Origin of the sequence: Actinacidiphila oryziradicis (genome assembly GCF_005047355.1) — a bacterium.
In the GTDB taxonomy this organism is placed as follows: Bacteria; Actinomycetota; Actinomycetes; order Streptomycetales; family Streptomycetaceae; genus Actinacidiphila; species Actinacidiphila oryziradicis.
This window is the reverse complement of record NZ_SUMC01000082.1, coordinates 1-16184: the sequence shown is the minus strand read 5'-3', so window position 1 is coordinate 16184 and position 16184 is coordinate 1. Positions and strand designations below refer to the sequence as shown.

Here is a 16184-nt window from a genome sequence, read left to right as displayed (position 1 = left end):
GCCGTCATCACGGCGACGGGCTCGGCGCCGGCCCACGCTGCGCCGCGTCCGGGGGCACGGGGACGCTGACCGCGGTGGCGTTGGCGTCCCGGCTGCCGTTGGAGGCGTTGCGGCAGTTGTCCACTCCGATGCGGACTTCGACGTCGGGCCCGCTCGGGTAGGCGAACCGCACGTCCGTGACCGTGTGCGCGTTGCTGACACACCGCATCGCGCCCTTCGGCGCGGCGTCGAGCGAGGCGACCAGGGCACTCACCTGCGCGCTCGACAGGCGGCCAGAGCGGGTGAGTACCGGGGCGTCCGCTCTCCCCGGGGCCGGGGACGACGGCCGCTCGTAGAGGCAGACCCAGGCCGAGACCGGTGAGGCCGGAACCATCGCGTCGGCGGCTCCTGGGCGCTGCGAAGCGTTCAACGGCCCAAGTTGTGCCGGGCACGGGCGATCGGCGCCGGTCGCCTCCACCTGCACCGTGTCTCCAGGCCGACCTGCCGACATCGTGACAGCCGACACCGCGCCCGCTGCGATGACCAGCACCGCGCCGGCCGTGCCGAGCAGTGTGAGCCGCCGCCGGTTGAAGATACCCCAGCGCTCCAGGGTGCGGGCGTCGTAACGGCGACCGAGCATCGCCATTTCCTTGGCCCGGGCGACACCTGCGCGCTGGGCGATGCGCTGGATGGCGCCCATCAACGGGTGCAGTCCAACGCTGGCCTCCACGCAGCCGATCTTGGCGGACTCGCCGGCTACGGTCAGGTCGCAGGCCAGTGCCAATTCCAGGCCGCCGCCCAGGCACATGCCGTGCACGGCGGCGACGATGGGCAGCGGCAGGTCCTCGAGGGCCCGCAGAGTCTCCAGTAGGGGCCAGTCGATGACGCCCTCGCCCTCGTCAGCCGCCGCCAGCATCTGGTCCAGGTCCGCGCCGGCCGAGAAGTGCCGCAGGCCGCTGCGGAGCAGCACCGCGCGAGCGCCGGAGGTCCCCGCCCAGGCCATGGCGTCGATGATGTAACCGCTGAGCGCCGGGTCGAGGAGGTTGTGCGGACGGTGACGCATCGTCAGCACCGCCACCTTGCCGTCGAGCCGCCGCTCCACCGCTGGTTCGGCGGCCGGCACGGTGCCATCCCCCGCAGTCGGCTCGCTGATCATCTTCTGTGCAGACATCCCTACCTGCCCTCCTGCCCACTTCCTCAACGAGGTGGGCCGACGTGATTACGTGATGCAGCACCGGTGGGTTGCCCAGGCGTTTCCCAGGGTGTTCCATCCTGTGCAGACACCGGCGGCATGGCCTCTCCTGGTCGCACGCTGACTTTCGTACTAAAAGTCATCGTCCACGTTCAACACCGTAGAACCGTGACTTTCACTTTGCAAGTCCAAAATATCCGGCTTTCTGAGCCTCGACCCACAAGACCCGGGACCCGGACCACCTGGTGGCCTCCGGCAGCGTGGTCTTCGCCGCCGGCATGATCTGGCGGATGGTGAAAGCCGTGCTCGTGACCTCGGGCCCGAATCTGCGTGAATCACGGGCGCAGCCCTCTTCGTGCTGCGCCTTCTCGCGCGACGGCCGGATACCGCCGCTGCCCCGCTGATCGCCGTCGGTGACAACAGTGAGCGCTCCGCAGTAAGGCATCCTCAACCGCGGAGGCGACCACCGAGCCCACTCGGCCCTCTACGCGGTCTGATCCCGTCCGGCTTCCGGGCAGAAGACCTTGATGGCCTCCGGTACGGCGACGTCCTCCGGGCTCGGCGGGGGTGCACCACCCCGCCCCTATGATGGAGAGCCCGTCCGAGGGTGTCCGGCGGCACGAACCAACCGGCCTCGGACCGTGCCTCCCCTCCTGGCTGGCTGCTTTCGAGCTGATCCGCGCTGCGACTGGCGCTGGGACGGCGAACCGGCATGGACGCGGAGGAGCCCGATCGGCCGGCGCAGCGACGGACCGGGCCACGCAGAGGTAAACTTTCTCCGTGAAAGCCAGCTACGAACAAAGGTGAACGTGAGCAGACAACGAACGGAACGCGGCGATGTGCCTTGCCCCATCGGGCGGGCCGCCGAAACGGTGGGCGATCGCTGGACGCTGTTGATCATGCGTAACGCCATGCTCGGGACGTCGCGCTTCGATGAGTTGCGCGCGGAGCTCGGCATAGCCGACAACATCCTCTCCAATCGCCTCGGGCGCCTTGTGGAATCCGGCCTGCTGGCCAAGGTGCCTTACCGCGACGGCGGCCGCACCCGGCACGAATACCGCCTCACCACGGCGGGCGCTGACATGTTGCCGGTGCTCAACGCCCTGGCCAACTGGGGCGTCCGTCACACCAGGCCCTCCGAACCGGTCGACCCCATGCGCGTGATCCACAGCGTCTGCGGCCAAGCCTTGACCAACGGCGAGTTCTGCGAGCGCTGCGGGCGCCCGGCCCCGCGCAACGAGATCAACTGGCTGCGGCCCTGGCGCTCTCCCGAGCCCTTCGCGATGGCCGACGTTGTACCGGATCCCGCGCCCTGACATAACGATCGCGCGACGGCCCGGCCCAACGCCGAAGGAGGCTTCGCCATGCCCATGGCCCCGGAGCAATCGCCTGCTGGTCCATCGCAACACCGACTTGTCCGCCACTTGCTGCTGCGTCTCGCTCGACCTGGACGGAGGCACCGGCCAGCTCGCCACCGCCGGGCACTCCGCCCCTCGATCCGCATCCCGACGGCCGCAACCCGGCCCCTGCGCTGTGTGTCCGGGCTTCCCTGTGGATCGAGCCGGGCTTCGAGTTCAGCTCCGCCGCCGATGGCTGGAGCGGCGTACTCTCCTCGCCCTGTACACCGGCGGTGTGGTCGGCCAGCTGGGCGGAGTACTGCCGCCGCAGGCGCTGAGGACGCGCTCGCGGAGGCCGGCGAAGCTGAGAACCTCTGCGGCGGCCTCACCGGCCGCCAGGCAGCCCTACCTGCCGCGCCCACGCCGTCGGCGAACGCGAGCTGTAACTTGCATCGCAAAAGGCAGCCGCTTATGCTATTTCTGACTGCTCAATCACAAGCCAGCTGGGCGGGGCTGATCGCACCCGGCTGGAAGAGGTTGCGGATGCCGGGTAACGAGCTGGCATGGCGCCGCCCGGCGGTGGTAACGAGCCGATTCAGCCTGCGCGACTGACAGGACAGGCCTGCGGTGTGATCTCCGGGCCCTGCCGGAGACGGCTTGGTGCACGCCGTGACGGCGGCGCTCGGCGCCACGGTGCAACCGCATCGCGGCGGCGTTGGCCCCGAGGACCTGAAACCGGCAGCTGGGAGCCACGTACCCCGGCCACGACGGCACCGCGATCCAACCGCTGTCAGAACTTCTCTTTCCACCCTCCCGACCGCCGAGGCCGGCGAGATCCCGGAGCGAATGATGGACCCATTGCTGGAAGAGGTGCTTGAGGCGCACGGCGGCCTCGACCTGTGGTCAGGTCTGACCAAGGTCACCGCCCGCATGTCCATCGGGGGCCCGATCTGGGCCATCAAGGGCTGGCCCGACGCACTCCTGCAGGAGACCGTCGGGATCGACACCAAGGTGGAGCGCAGCGTCTTCACCCCGTTCACCCGGCCCGATCTGCGGTCGGTGTTCGAGGTGGGCCCCGAGCGGGTCACGCTGGAGACGCTGGACGGGGAGCAGGTCGAGCAACGGACCGACGCGCGGGCGGCGTTCAAGGGGTATGTCCGTTCGACCCCCTGGGATGTACTGAACCTGGGGTATTTCGTCGGCTACGCCTTCTGGAACTACCTGACCACGCCGTTCGTGTTCACCTACCCGGGGGTGGTCGCCCGCGAGATCGAGCCCTGGCGCGAGTCGGGGCAGACCTGGCGCCGGCTCCACGTCACCTTCCCGGAATCGATCGCGACGCACAATCCCGAGCAGGTCTTCTATTTCGACCACAAGGGCCTGCAACGCCGCATGGACTACGTCACTGAGATTCTCGGCAGCACACTGGTCGGTCATTACACGAGCCACCACCAGATCTTCGGCGGACTCGTGGTACCCACCCGCCGCCGCGTGTTCCGGCGGAATCCCGACGGCACGGTCAATCTCAACATGCCGTCCATCACGATCGACGTCCAGGACGTCTCCGTCGAATAGCGCGTCACTCGAATATCCCGACACCGGAGAGGAAAGCCCGGCATGTCCACTGTCCCGCGTACGATCGAACACACCAGTCGCCGACTTCTGGTGCCGCTGCCCATGCCGTACGACAGGGCCGTGAAGGCCTACGAAAAGTTGGTGCCGCTCGTCGACGCCGCACGGTTCGCGCAACTCGCCAACTGGGACGCGGTCCTGGAGCTGGCCGATATCAACGCGCCGCTCGGGTTCATGATCTATTGGCGTGCCGATGTCACTGCCACCATGGCCGGATCCAGGTCCGGATGGAAAAGCACCGAGTACTTGATGGGCAATCACACGATCGCCGAGCGCATGTACCGCCACGACCCGTCGGTGATGCTGCACGCACCGCTAAGGACCGTCATCTATGCGGACGCCGACGGTGACACCTATTTCGCGGTCGACCAGCCAAGCGCGCTGTTCTCCAGCTACGACAACCCGGCCATCGCCGAGGTCGGCCTCCACCTCGACTCGTTGGTGGCCGGATTGCTGACTGAACTCGGCGCGCCGGTGCCCGCCGAACTCCGGCACTGAGGCAGGCGCGGTAACGGGGACCAGGACTTCGACAACCTGGACGGCGAGGTCGATAAGCCTTCGCCGTCTGGCGGGGAGAATGCGAACGATCCCGGCAGATCACAGCCGCCGCGGCCTCGCTGGACGAAACAGGGACCCGCAAGAGGACCCGCGAGCCGATCTGACTGCGCAGGATCATGATGGACATGATCGCCGAGTACGCTCAAGGTTTTCGAAGACGCCGCCGCCTAGTCGAATCCAGTTGGCCCAGGTGCGATGGCGGTCCATGAGCGACCGATAGCACACAGCTTGATTCTTAAGAGAGCGAAGACATGAAAGTCCTAGAAGTCCGCAACGCCGAACTCATCGAATCCATCACCAAACAAGCCGCCGAACAGCGCATCACCTACGCCGCCATCGTCGCCCTCATCGGCGCCGTCGACAGCTTCACCCTGTCCACCAACCCCGCCGGCGACCCCACCGCGCACACCTATTCCACCTACCCCCTCCCAGCCGAGATGACCGCCACCGGCGAGATCATCGACGGCAAGCCCCACATCCACGCCGTCATGGCCGTCCAAGGAGACCGAACCATCGGCGGCCACCTGCACAAGGCCCAAATCGACACCTTCTTCGCCCGCGCCTACGTGATCCCCACCGAGCACCACATCGCGCTCCGCACCAACGAACAGATTGTGGTCGAACAAATTCCGGACGATGGCCCTCCGGGCCGCGGGCGTATCAACGACACGCGAGTCACGCTCCCATAACTGGCCAACAGTAGCGGGCGACGACCGTAGGCACGGGCTTCCAGGCAGGGCGATCGGCCATGCTCAAGGACTTCGAGCAGACCGACGCCTACCTGGACCCCAAGCGGATCGCCACACGGCGTCGCACTTGGGAGCGGCCTGACACGCCAGGGCCGGACCAGCCAGGAGCGGAGAACCTCCCGCCCCGTCCGGGGAGAACCGCGACCGATCAGGCGCGTCTGGCGGGCGATGGCTTGGCCTTGGTCCTGCGCCGCGACGGCATGCCCGACCTGCCGGCACGAATCGCCGCAGGGACGTTCCTCATTGCCGGGCCAGACCTCGCCGACCTGCCCGAGCGCGGCCCCGCTGCGGCCGTCCTGATGGCCCGGGACCACGCCGGGAACGTGCGTGAAGAGCTTCTCTACCAGGAGTAAGACCCGACCCAGTTCCAGTTCGAGTTCGTCACGCAGGAACGTCGCCAGGCGTCGCTTGATCTCCTCGGCCTCGGCCGAGGGCAGCGGAGCCTGCGGTAGTCCGGATCATCCGGATTCCCGCTGGGAAGAATTCCAGTACTGCTGATAACAGAGAGACGGCAATAAGAGGCCGCGCGAATAAGTGGGGCGGGTTAAGGAGCGGGCCGAGGGCCGAGTCTGGCAAGGCGGAGGTGGGGGCACCTCCTGGGGGCACCTCCCGGCCGAAGGCTGGGGGAGGTAGCTGGGGGTGGGGGCACCTCCCGGCCGAAGGCTGGGGGCGAGGCGACGCGATGGGGGTGCCCCCTGCTCGAGCGGAGCCGAGAGCTTGGTGGGGGCACCTCCCGGACGGAGTCTGGGGGAGAGCCATCGACCGACGACTCTCCCCCAGGCGAGAGCCATCGGCCCGCGACGCCGCCCCACCTATTCGCGCGGCCTCTAAGTCCGAGAAAGGTGGCCCAGACCCCGGGAAACCTTGGCTAACGGTTCGGCAGCCTCGCCCTTGGCGCCGAGGGTGAGGCGGCCGAATCTTGACCAGGAGACTGGACCCGCACAGCGACAGTATTCGCTGGCGCTTCTTTATTCGCTGGCGCTTCTTTGCCGTGACCGCCGGGTAGGGAATCCCGCGCTTATCGGCTCCAGCTGGATACCAAGGGAGTTCCGGCGAACGCGATCACCAGTCCGGCGGCCAGTGATCCGGCGAGCAGCGTCCAGCGCACCGCGATGCCGCCTGGAGCGGGGATGCCGTGGCGGGAACTGCGCCGGCCCAGGTCGGCGGCGATGAGCCGGGGCAGCCCCCATACGTAAGCCAGAACGTGGACCGTCATCACGGCGGCCCAGGCGATGAAGCTTGCCTTGTGCAGCAACAGCACAGGCACGGGGCCGGCATGGCGCCCGAGCAAAGCGAGTGCGACACCGGTGGCAAGGACCGCGACGCTCGTGATCACCACCAGCGGCGCGAGCAGCCTCAGCAGCGGGACGGGCGGCCCTTTGCGCCGGTAGGCCGGCGAGCCGGTGTAGTAGCGGAAGAAGCGGTAGCCCGTGGAGCCAAGCTTGAGGCAGACCGGGCCTATGAGCAGCAGCCCGATGAAGAAATGGAAGGTGAGGAGTTGCCGTAGGAAGACGATGGTGACGCCTTCGGCGGCGAAGAGCGCGAGCAGCACCGCGCCTGTGGCGGCGGTGAGTCGCTCATTGCCGTCCGGTCCGTCGTCGGAGTGAACACCGGGGGGCACGGGTTGGGAGCTGGTAGGGGTCACGCGCATCCTTCCGCTGTACGTGCCCCGAGCGGGGGCGAACAGCAGTGTGCTGGAGAGTAGGTTAAGAAGTGACTAAGAGGCCGCGCGAATAGGGGGGTGGAGGAAGGTGGGGGCACCTCCCAGCGGTAGCTGGGGGAGGGGCGAGGGGCAAGTCTGGCAAGGCGGAGGTGGGGGCACCAGCGCGGGATGTGGGCCTCCGTCCGCAACGGACCGGGCACCGCCCGGCATTCGTAAGTGCAGGCTGATCGCCGACCTCTCCATCCGCGCCCAGCGGCGGAACCACGCCGCCGACCCTGGCTCACGGCTGAGGTGCGCGACCGCGGCTCGCCAAGGGGACCCCGTAAGCCCTTGCGGAGTCCTCGGCTTCCCGGCTCGAACCGCTCGACCGGACCGACTTCGGCGGTATCCCCCATCGCCAGAGCTCCGGGGCCCCGCCGTAACGCAAGGGCGAGGGGCCCCGGTGGCGCACCGGTCAGCCGGACGGGCAGTTCGGATGGTGGTCAGGGCCTGTGCTTCGGCTCGTACCCGTCGGACATCCCGATCCACTCGCCGGAGGAGCCGCCGGCGCAGGTGAAGACATGGGTGCTCGACATCGACAGCGGCAAGGTCACCGATGAGCGCCTGCTGATCGACCACGGCTACGAGCGCCCCAGCCTGAACCTCGGTTTCGTCGGCTCGCCCAGCCGGTACTGCTGCCTGCTGGACGAGCACGGCGACGGCTATATGGGCAAGGGCGTGCTGAAGTACGACCTGATCGACGAACGGGAGGTCGCGTACCTGGACTACGGCGACATGTACGGCGGTGAAGCGCTGTTCGTGCCCAAAGCCGAACCGCGCAGCGAGGACGACGGCTACCTGCTCGACCTGCTCATGGCCGACGACCGGGCGGATCTCATCGTCGTCGACGCCACGACCATGACCGAGGTAGCCCGCCTGCACCTGCCGCAACGCGTTCCGTTCGGCGTCCACGCGTGCTGGCTGGACCAGGACGACCTGGGCAGCCTCGGAGTCGTCCGACCGCACCCCGACCGGGCGAACCACTCCCGGTCCCCGACCTTGCCGGTCGGCGCGGGCGGCGACGCGGGCATGCGGATCGTAGGCGCCGAACGCTATGCGGAGGGGCGCAGTGTCTCAGGCTCCGCCCGCTTGGTTGCCCCGGCCGCAGCGGTCGGTGCCGGTGCTGCGGTGCGTTGCTGGGCGATCCGGAGCAGGGCGAGGGCGGCGATGAAGAACATGCCGTAGACGGTGACGAGAGTCGACGTTTCGTAGATGTCGGCGGTCTGCCAGCTATGGCCTGCAGCGTCGGTGACGGTCTTGTGGTCGCCGGTGAAGAGTGTGGTGAAGAAGGAGACTGTCGTCAGTCCGTAGAGCAGCACACCCTGCAGGTCACTGGTTCCGGTCCGGTCCGGCTCGGCGGTGGGCAGCGGACCGCGGCTGCGCAGGTAGAGGGCGAAGACCTGCATGAAGAGGTAGACGGTGAAGGTCCAGCCCAGGAAGTTGCCCAGGGGGACACCGAAGAAGCCGCCGCCGTTCTCCCAGATCCAGGTTTGCCCGATGGTCGAGGCCCTGGGGTCCATTGACAGGTCCCAGGCGGTCATCGCGAAGGCCGCGATGACCGGGGTGCCTATCGTGGTCAGCCAGTGCGAGTTGCGGCGGACGTCGCCGAGCAGCACGGTGGCGACGATCCAGGCAAGATAGCCGGTGGCAAGGTAGGCCGGGCCGATGAACCATGGCACGAGGAAGAGCTTGCCGCCGCCCGTGTAGTGGTAGTGGCCGAACGGGAAGCCGGCCTGGATGCTGAGATTTTCCAGGATGTTACTGATCACGAGGCCCGCGGCGACAAAGACCCATATGGCGCGCCAGCCGTAGCGTTGGGCGCCGTGCAGCAGTGCGAAGGCGACCTGCAGGAGGATCACCAGCAGACCTATATGGGGAATGACGCCGTTGAGGACCAGGCCGAGGCCGATGACGATGGTGATGGCCCACAGTGTGGTCAGCCTGTTGGAGCGTGGGGTGTCGGACATTGACGACTCCGGCTTCTTGGCCAGTCGCCTGACTGGTCATTCGGATGCGAAATCCCTTGTCGGCCCCTGACGCGGTGAGGACATTCCAAGCCTGAGGTGCTGGGAGGCAGGGCACATTTATCTTCCCGGCGAGAGGTTAGTTTGAGATCTTCTTGCTGGCAAGTTTCTTGCCTGCCGGTACACTGAGGCATGGCATCTGTCGCGCCTCTGCCCAAGCCCGAACTCCCGCCGAGCGACCCCACGGCGATCCCGTCGTCCGAGGAACTCGTCGAGTCGTGGACCACCATCGTCCTCGGGTACACCCGCGTGGCGCGGGTGCTCACCGCGAAAGTCGAGCATGCGACCGGGATGCCGGGCCGCTCCTTCGATGTGCTCGTCCGGCTGCTTCGGGCCGGCGACCAGCCCGTGTCGCTGACCAAGCTGACCCGGACCATCTCCTTCTCCAGCGGTGGCTTCACCAAGCTCGCTGACCGCCTCGAGCAGGCCGGGCTCATCGAACGGCAGCCCTCAACGTCCGACCGGCGGGTCACCAACGCCGTGCTCACGCCGACCGGCCGCGCGCAGGCCGAGCAGGCGCTCGCCGTCTTCGTCGCCGAGCTGCGGGAGCTCGTGGTCCCACGCCTCGGCGCCGACGGCCTGCGGGTGCTGGCCGGGTACATGGAACAACTCGGCGGCGACGAACCCTGCGAGGACTGACCAACGACCGGCCCGAGGCCGGGGTCGCCGACAAGGCACGAAGGGCTCCACCTCACCGACTGGAACCCCTCGTGGCTCTAGGCCGCCTCGTCGCCGAGAACGGCCGGATCACGCTGCTCCGCGAGGGCCTGGACACCGTCGCCATGGCGTCCGCGCCGCTCGCCGCAGGCGCGCACGATCTCTCCGAGCCGACAGACGAGGTACGCGCCGTCTGATCGAGTCGCTCGGCCGTCGCCGCCGGTCAGCAGCGCGACGGCCTACCTGCTGGCGCCGGCCGGAGAGGACAGCGTGGCCGTCATTGCTGGATGCAGCCACAGCACGCTGCCTACGGTGGTGCTCGTGCACTCGGGGCTCTGATCTTGCCCGCGCGAAGGAGCTTCGCGCGGAACCGACCCAACGGCCCGTGGAGTTGACGCGCCTCACCGATCTGGGCGGCCCTCGGGCTGGGCTCCGAGAGCCGACCGCCTCAGTTCCGCGCCAAGGCATCTGGGGCATAGCCCCGTCGATAGCTGCTTGGCACACAGTGTGACGACATTCAACAGTTCACTCCGACGGAGCACGAGTCACTCCGACGGAGCACGAGCCGGGCCTCAGTGGTACCGCAGTACTACAGGCTTCCCTTTAATGACCCCCCGGGTACCACGGTTCCCGGTCCGCGGACTCCTAGCGTGGCAGGTGAGAAAGCCCGGAAGGGCCCGGCACGCGAACGTGAGGGAAGAACGATGATCGAGGCGCAACAGCTGACGAAGCGGTACGGGGAGAAGACGGCGGTCGACCAGCTGGACTTCGTCGTCAAGCCCGGCACGGTCACCGGCTTCCTGGGCCCGAACGGCGCGGGCAAGTCCACCACCATGCGCATGATCGTCGGACTGGACGCGCCCTCCGGCGGCAGCGTGTCCGTCAACGGCAAGCACTACGCCCGGCACACCGCGCCGCTGCAGGAGGTGGGCGCGTTGTTGGAGGCCAAGTCGATCCACCCGGGCCGGTCCGCGTTCGACCACCTGATGGCGCAGGCCCACACCCACGGCATACCGCGCCGCCGGGTGGAGGAGGTCATCGAGCTGACCGGGCTGCAGTCCGTGGCCAAGAAGCGCGCGGGCGCCTTCTCCCTCGGGATGGGCCAGCGCCTGGGCATCGCCGCGGCGCTGCTGGGCGACCCGGCCACCATCATGCTCGACGAGCCGGTCAACGGGCTGGACCCCGAAGGCGTGCTGTGGATCCGCAACCTGCTGACCGGGCTTGCGGCGGACGGTCGTACCGTCTTCGTCTCCTCACACCTGATGAGCGAGATGGCGCTGGTCGCCGACCACCTGATCATCGTCGGACGCGGACGTCTGCTCGCCGACACCAACGTGCAGGACCTGATCCGCCAGGCCGGCGGTGACACCGTGACCGTGGCGTCCGACAATCCGGCCCGCCTGCGCGAGGTCCTGGCCGGCCCCGGCGTCGAGATCACCGGCGAGGTCGGCTCCGAGGAGCTGCACGTGACCGGAATGTCCGCTCGGGCCATCGGCTTCAAGGCCGCCGAGCACGGCATCCCCCTGTTCGAGCTCAGCTCCCGGACCGTCTCCCTGGAGCAGGCGTTCATGGACCTGACCCGCGACGCCGTCGAATACCACGCCACCACCACCGTCGAGACCCCCGGGAGGGCGGCATGAGTACCCTGACCGCGACCCACAGCTCCGCGCCGGCGCCCGTACAGAAGGCTCGTCCGCCGTACAAGGTCACCGGGCGTCGGGTCCTGCGCTCGGAGTGGGCCAAGCTGTGGTCCCTTCGCTCCACCTGGATCACCCTCGGTCTGGGCCTGGTGTTCCTGATCGCGTTCGGCGTGATCTCCGCCGCGCATTACAAGTCCCAGCTCAACTCCGGTCAGCCCCTGCGCCCGGACGACGCCGGGGCCACCGCGCTCAGCCTCTCCCTGTTCGGCACGAACTTCGCGCAGCTGGCCCTCGGTGTCCTGGGCGTGCTGGTCACCGCCGGCGAGTACTCCACCGGCATGATCCGCTCCACGCTGGCCGCGGTCCCGCGCCGGCTGCCGGTGCTGTGGTCCAAGGCGGCGGTGTTCGGCCTGGTCGCCCTGGCCGTCGCCACCCTCGGCGTCTTCGTCGCGTTCCCGATCGCCGGCGGCATCGTCTCCGGCACGCGCGCGGCCCTCTCGCTCTCCGACTCCGGCGTGGTACGCAGCCTGCTGGGCGCAGGCCTCTACCTCGGCCTGGTCGGCGTGATCGGCACCGCCCTGGGCGCGCTCCTCCGCTCGGTCGCCGGCGGCATCGCGGTCCTGGTCGGCGCGCTGATGCTGGTACCCGGCCTGATCTCGCTGCTGCCCACCTCGTGGCAGGGCAACATCAGCCCGTACCTGCCCAGCAACGCGGGCGAGTCGATGTTCGCGCTGCACCACGACGCGACGACCCTGTCGCCCACCGCCGGGCTCCTGGTCTTCCTCTGCTGGACCGCGCTCGCGCTGGCAGGCGCCGCCTACCGCCTGGTACGCACCGACGCCTGACGCGGCCCCTCCTCACGGGCGCGGGGGGGGGCCCCCCCCCCGCGGGGGGGGCCCCCCACCGCCCGGCCGCTCTGAGCCACGATGGACAGGTGACACCCATGAGCATCGACGACACCGCCCACATGGGAACACCTTCCCACCCGCCACCCGCAGGGGCAGACTCCCTGTGGAGTCACCCCCTGGTCAGCAGGCTGTCCCGCCTCGGCCAGCGACTCAAGCAGGGCGACCAGAACCACCCGTGGATACTGGACGCCGGTGTGGTCGCTGTCGTGGTTCTGCTCTTCTGCGTGCCGGACCTGGCACACGGCGGCAGCCGGCACGACCGCGCTATGGCCTTCACCCGCCTGCCCTGGCCGGGGACACTCGCGCTGCAGGCCGGGCTGGTGCTGCCACTGCTGTGGCGGCGCAGAAGGCCCTCACTGGCCTTCGCCGTGATCGCCGCGGTTTTCCTTCTCCAGTCCTCTCTGGGAGTCTGGCTGCGCGCCGGCGTCGCCATTCTGATCGCCCTCTACAGCCTGGCGCTGCACGGGCGGCTTCGGCATCTGCCCATGGCCTGCGCCGTAACAGCCGGCGCCCTGGGCCTGGTCGCCGTGCGGCTGCCGACTGAAGTATCGATCTTGGAGGCGCTGTTCTTCCTGTCCAGCACCATCATCGCTGCGGTCGCGCTCGGCCTGGCCGTACGGATCCGACGCGCCCAGCTCGCCGGCCTGCGCGACCGCGCGACCCGCCTGGAGATCGAACGCGACCAGCGCAGCAAACTGGCCACCGCCACCGAACGCACCCGCGTGGCCCGCGAGATGCACGACATCGTCGGCCACAACCTCTCCGTCATCATCACACTCGCCGACGGTGGCGCGTACGCGGCCGACCTCGCCCCCGAACGCGGCAAGCAGGCTCTGCTCCTCATCGGTGACACCGGACGCCAGGCACTGGGTGAACTGCGCCGCACGCTCGGGGTACTGCGCGAGCAGACCGACACCCCCCAACTCACCCCCCAACCGGGCATCGCGGACATCGATGCCCTGTTCACTCGAATCCGCGCCGCCGGTCCGCAGGTCGTCTACCGCACCAGCGGTGAGCTGGACACGCTGGACCGAGGCGTCCAGCTGACCGTCTACCGCATCGTCCAAGAGGCTCTCACCAACGCCCTCAAGCACGCAGGCCACGACACCCGGATCCACCTGACGGTGACCGTCAAGGACACGCAGCTGCACATCGACGTCCACGACACCGGCCCGAGTGGCGGAACCGCCCGGCCCGGACCGCCCCACGACGAAGGACACGGACTTGCCGGTATGACAGAACGCGCAGCCCTCTACAACGGGACCGTCACCGCTGGACCCGCCCCCGGTGGAGGATGGACGGTGCGGGCCACCCTCGACCTCACCCCTCTTTCCGGTGTCTCCGGCACAGGCGGTGCGGCGTGACCACCGTGCTCATCGTGGACGACCAGCCACTGCAACGCCTCGGCTTCCGCATGCTCCTGGAAAGCTCCCCCGACACCGAGGTCCTCGGCGAGGCGGCCCAAGGCGGCGAGGCCGTCCGCAAGGCCGCCGAACTCCGCCCGGACGTTATCCTCATGGACGTCCGGATGCCCGGCATGGACGGCATCGAGGCCACCCGCCGCATCATCGCCTCAGGTGGCCGCTCCCGCATCCTCATCCTGACCACCTTCGATCTGGACGAATACGCTCACGCGGCCCTGCGCGCAGGAGCCAGCGGATTCCTCCTCAAAGACGCCCGCCCGGAAGAACTCCTGGCCGGGATCCGCGCGGTCGCGGGAGGCGACGCCGTCATCGCCCCCGCACTGACCCGCCGCCTGCTGGACGCCTACGCACGGCACCTGCCACAAGAGCCGTCGAGCCCAAAGGCAGCGGACGACCCCAGAGTGCGCTCCCTGACCGAACGCGAGCACGAGATCCTGGTCGCCATCGGCCAGGGCTGGACCAACCCTGAGATCGCCGAGCGTCTGTTCCTGTCGGAATCCACTGTGAAGACCCACGTCGGCCGCGTCCTGGCGAAAGTGGGAGCCCGCGACCGTATCCAGGCCGTCATCCTCGCCTACGACCTCGGGCTCGCCCGCCCGAACGCACCCGACTAGTGCGGACAAGCGTCCGGCGTTGCTGTCCGTCCAAGGAAGTATTCATGATCCGTCCAGCCATGATCGGAGACGGCGAAGATGGCCATCGTCGATAGGGAAGCCCGCTGCGGCCGGCAGTCGCCGGAATCCGACGGCGCTGAGGTGATCGAGTTCCCGGGCGCCGCGTCCTCGCGGGAGCCGGTGTCGCAGCGTCGCGGCGGCACGGGCTGTCTCGGCGTAGCGCTGGTGTGTTGCGGCATCGCGATGCTGCCGTGGCTTCTGGTGCTGGCGAACTCCCTGCCCGCCGCCGACCTCGTTCCGCACTGGTCCACCGCGTGGGTAGGACTCGACGCGCTCGAGGCACTGGGACTGGCCACCACCGGCCTCCTGCTGCTCCGCCGGGACCCGCGGCGCTGTCTCACGGCCACCGCGACAGCCGTACTACTGATCGTCGACTTCTGGTTCGATGTGACGACCTCCACCCCCGGAGCTGAGCTTGCCACGGCCATCGCCATGGGCCTGGGCGTGGAACTGCCGATGGCGACGCTGTGCACGGCGCTGGCCGTGCGCTCCTTGCCGCACCCGGCACAGCGAAGCTAGCCGCGCGACGCGCACACGATGTCACTCGATAGAGGTGGCTCTCCTTCTCGTTGCCTGAGTTGAGCAGCTCCCGGAGACCCTGTCGTCATCAGTTCACCGCCGGGGGAAGGTCACTCCCAACCGGCCGACAAACCGCGGAGAGTCAACTCGCCTCGATAATGCTGAAGGTGGAGACAGAGGGGATGACCGAGACGCGGCGAAAACCAGCTTTGTCCAGCAGATACTGTTCCCCGGTACGCTCCTGACCGCCGAGCAGGACGAGCATCGCGAAGTCGGAGATTTTGCTGGGGGTGCGGCTCGTTTCCCGGCGGTATCACCCGTTCGACGAGGAGGAGTCGGGAGCCCGGGGACATCGCCCTGCGGCAGGTGCTCAGGATCCGCACGGCCTCCGCGTCGGACCAGTCATGGATGATCCACTTCAGCAGGTAGATGTCGCCACCCGCTGGTACATCCCGGAAGAAGTCGCCAGCGGTGAAGGTGCAGCGGTCGGCCAAGTCGTTGGCCCGGATGAGCTGACGGGCAGCCTCAGCCAGGTGGGGCTGGTCGAGAACGTCTCCGGTGGCGGTGGGGCAAGCGCGCAGGATCTCGGTGAGCAGGGTGCCGTTCCCGCCGCCCACGTCGACGATGTGGCGGGCCGCATTGAAGTCATAGGTGTCGAGCAGGGTGACGCACTTCGGTCCGAGGACACGGAGTTGGAGGGTGAGGACGAACTTGAAGAGGTCGGTGATGCGGATGGTGCTGCATCGTAGTGTGCGCAGGAGGCGCCAGGATTTCAAGAGCGCCATGGCCTGTCCGCCGGGAGCGCGGATCTTTGCGTGGGAGCGGTTGACGGCCTACTGGCCGGCCGGCGGCTTCCGGCGGTCACGGCGCATCATCCGAAGTAGCGGGTTCGAACCGCCCTCGGCCAGCGCGCGGGCTCACCTGGATCTCCAGGTCGGCGCAGAGAATGACCGGGAGATATGGTCCAACCAGTCCTCGGACACACCCCGTATTCACCTATTTGAGAGGGTTGTGACTCCACGGTCACGACCCTCTTTCGCATGTCGGGAGTACAGGGTTAGGCCCAATGCCGCTGACTTTGGGTTGATCTTGTTTGTAGTGTGTGCCTCGGGAGGGTTGCTGAGTGCCACGAGCTGGACAGGTCAAGCCGCCGGTTGAGGAGCGGTTGTCGGATCGCATCGCGTTGGGT

16 protein-coding genes and 3 pseudogenes are annotated in these 16184 nt (G+C 68.3%); 13 read left to right on the top strand and 6 right to left on the bottom strand.

Going from position 1 to position 16184, the window contains the following annotated elements; translation table 11 throughout:
• Positions 1-7: 7 nt before the first annotated feature.
• A complete protein-coding gene (locus FCI23_RS42330) occupies positions 8-1150 on the bottom strand; it encodes an enoyl-CoA hydratase/isomerase family protein (RefSeq protein WP_211265699.1) in 1143 nt (380 codons plus the stop codon).
• Between the two features lie 824 nt (positions 1151-1974).
• Here FCI23_RS42330 and FCI23_RS57260 point away from each other — a divergent pair.
• The 5 genes from FCI23_RS57260 to FCI23_RS57255 all read left to right on the top strand — a co-directional run bounded on the left by FCI23_RS57260 (position 1975) and on the right by FCI23_RS57255 (position 5800).
• On the top strand, positions 1975-2487 hold the full coding sequence (locus FCI23_RS57260) for a winged helix-turn-helix transcriptional regulator (protein ID WP_211265698.1): 513 nt from the start codon (positions 1975-1977) through the stop codon (positions 2485-2487).
• 867 nt (positions 2488-3354) lie between these two features.
• Positions 3355-4083: a hypothetical protein gene (locus tag FCI23_RS42320; RefSeq protein WP_169317196.1), complete on the top strand. Its 729-nt coding sequence runs from the start codon at positions 3355-3357 to the stop codon at positions 4081-4083.
• Positions 4084-4125: 42 nt separating this feature from the next.
• Positions 4126-4638, top strand: coding sequence for a DUF302 domain-containing protein (locus FCI23_RS42315; protein ID WP_136729386.1), 513 nt, complete (start codon positions 4126-4128; stop codon positions 4636-4638).
• 311 nt (positions 4639-4949) lie between these two features.
• The gene (locus FCI23_RS42305; RefSeq protein WP_136729385.1) at positions 4950-5387 is read left to right on the top strand and encodes a PCC domain-containing protein; all 438 of its coding nucleotides are present in this window, start codon (positions 4950-4952) and stop codon (positions 5385-5387) included.
• Between the two features lie 59 nt (positions 5388-5446).
• Positions 5447-5800, top strand: coding sequence for a hypothetical protein (locus FCI23_RS57255; RefSeq protein ID WP_169317194.1), 354 nt, complete (start codon positions 5447-5449; stop codon positions 5798-5800).
• A 665-nt stretch (positions 5801-6465) separates the two neighbouring features.
• Here FCI23_RS57255 and FCI23_RS42295 read toward each other — a convergent pair.
• Positions 6466-7092, bottom strand: coding sequence for a hypothetical protein (locus FCI23_RS42295; protein WP_136729384.1), 627 nt, complete (start codon positions 7090-7092; stop codon positions 6466-6468).
• Between the two features lie 234 nt (positions 7093-7326).
• Between FCI23_RS42295 and FCI23_RS62695 the strand changes: the two are divergent.
• Positions 7327-8061 (top strand): annotated as a pseudogene (locus tag FCI23_RS62695) (carotenoid oxygenase family protein); the annotation flags it as partial.
• 140 nt (positions 8062-8201) lie between these two features.
• On the opposite strand, the gene FCI23_RS62690 reads toward FCI23_RS62695, so the two are convergent.
• The gene (locus tag FCI23_RS62690; RefSeq protein ID WP_136729382.1) at positions 8202-9116 is read right to left on the bottom strand and encodes a carotenoid biosynthesis protein; all 915 of its coding nucleotides are present in this window, start codon (positions 9114-9116) and stop codon (positions 8202-8204) included.
• Between the two features lie 189 nt (positions 9117-9305).
• On the opposite strand from FCI23_RS62690, the gene FCI23_RS42275 reads away from it, so the two are divergent.
• From FCI23_RS42275 to FCI23_RS61055, 7 genes are all read left to right on the top strand, one after another.
• Entirely contained in the window at positions 9306-9812 is a 507-nt protein-coding gene (locus FCI23_RS42275; RefSeq protein WP_136729381.1) for a MarR family winged helix-turn-helix transcriptional regulator, read from the top strand.
• A gap of 71 nt (positions 9813-9883) precedes the next feature.
• On the top strand, positions 9884-10027 hold the full coding sequence (locus tag FCI23_RS57250; RefSeq protein ID WP_169317195.1) for a hypothetical protein: 144 nt from the start codon (positions 9884-9886) through the stop codon (positions 10025-10027).
• 507 nt (positions 10028-10534) lie between these two features.
• A complete protein-coding gene (locus FCI23_RS42270; protein ID WP_136729380.1) occupies positions 10535-11470 on the top strand; it encodes an ABC transporter ATP-binding protein in 936 nt (311 codons plus the stop codon).
• The gene (locus FCI23_RS42265) at positions 11467-12315 is read left to right on the top strand and encodes an ABC transporter permease (protein WP_136729379.1); all 849 of its coding nucleotides are present in this window, start codon (positions 11467-11469) and stop codon (positions 12313-12315) included. The genes FCI23_RS42270 and FCI23_RS42265 overlap by 4 nt, the downstream gene beginning before the upstream one ends.
• A gap of 98 nt (positions 12316-12413) precedes the next feature.
• On the top strand, positions 12414-13742 hold the full coding sequence (locus FCI23_RS42260; RefSeq protein ID WP_136729378.1) for a sensor histidine kinase: 1329 nt from the start codon (positions 12414-12416) through the stop codon (positions 13740-13742).
• Positions 13739-14416 (top strand): response regulator, encoded by a 678-nt coding sequence (locus tag FCI23_RS42255; protein ID WP_136729377.1) that lies wholly within the window; start codon positions 13739-13741, stop codon positions 14414-14416. The genes FCI23_RS42260 and FCI23_RS42255 overlap by 4 nt, the downstream gene beginning before the upstream one ends.
• Positions 14417-14494: 78 nt before the next feature.
• Positions 14495-14995, top strand: coding sequence for a hypothetical protein (locus FCI23_RS61055; protein WP_136729376.1), 501 nt, complete (start codon positions 14495-14497; stop codon positions 14993-14995).
• A 142-nt stretch (positions 14996-15137) separates the two neighbouring features.
• Here FCI23_RS61055 and FCI23_RS62685 read toward each other — a convergent pair whose 3' ends face one another.
• The 3 genes and pseudogenes from FCI23_RS62685 to FCI23_RS57240 all read right to left on the bottom strand — a co-directional run.
• Positions 15138-15260, bottom strand: a complete 123-nt coding sequence (locus FCI23_RS62685) for a hypothetical protein (RefSeq protein WP_265737816.1) — start codon at positions 15258-15260, stop codon at positions 15138-15140.
• Between the two features lie 79 nt (positions 15261-15339).
• Positions 15340-15612, bottom strand: a pseudogene (locus FCI23_RS64160) (methyltransferase); the annotation flags it as partial.
• Between the two features lie 72 nt (positions 15613-15684).
• Positions 15685-15828, bottom strand: a pseudogene (locus FCI23_RS57240) (IS5/IS1182 family transposase); the annotation flags it as partial.
• Positions 15829-16184 lie beyond the last annotated feature (356 nt).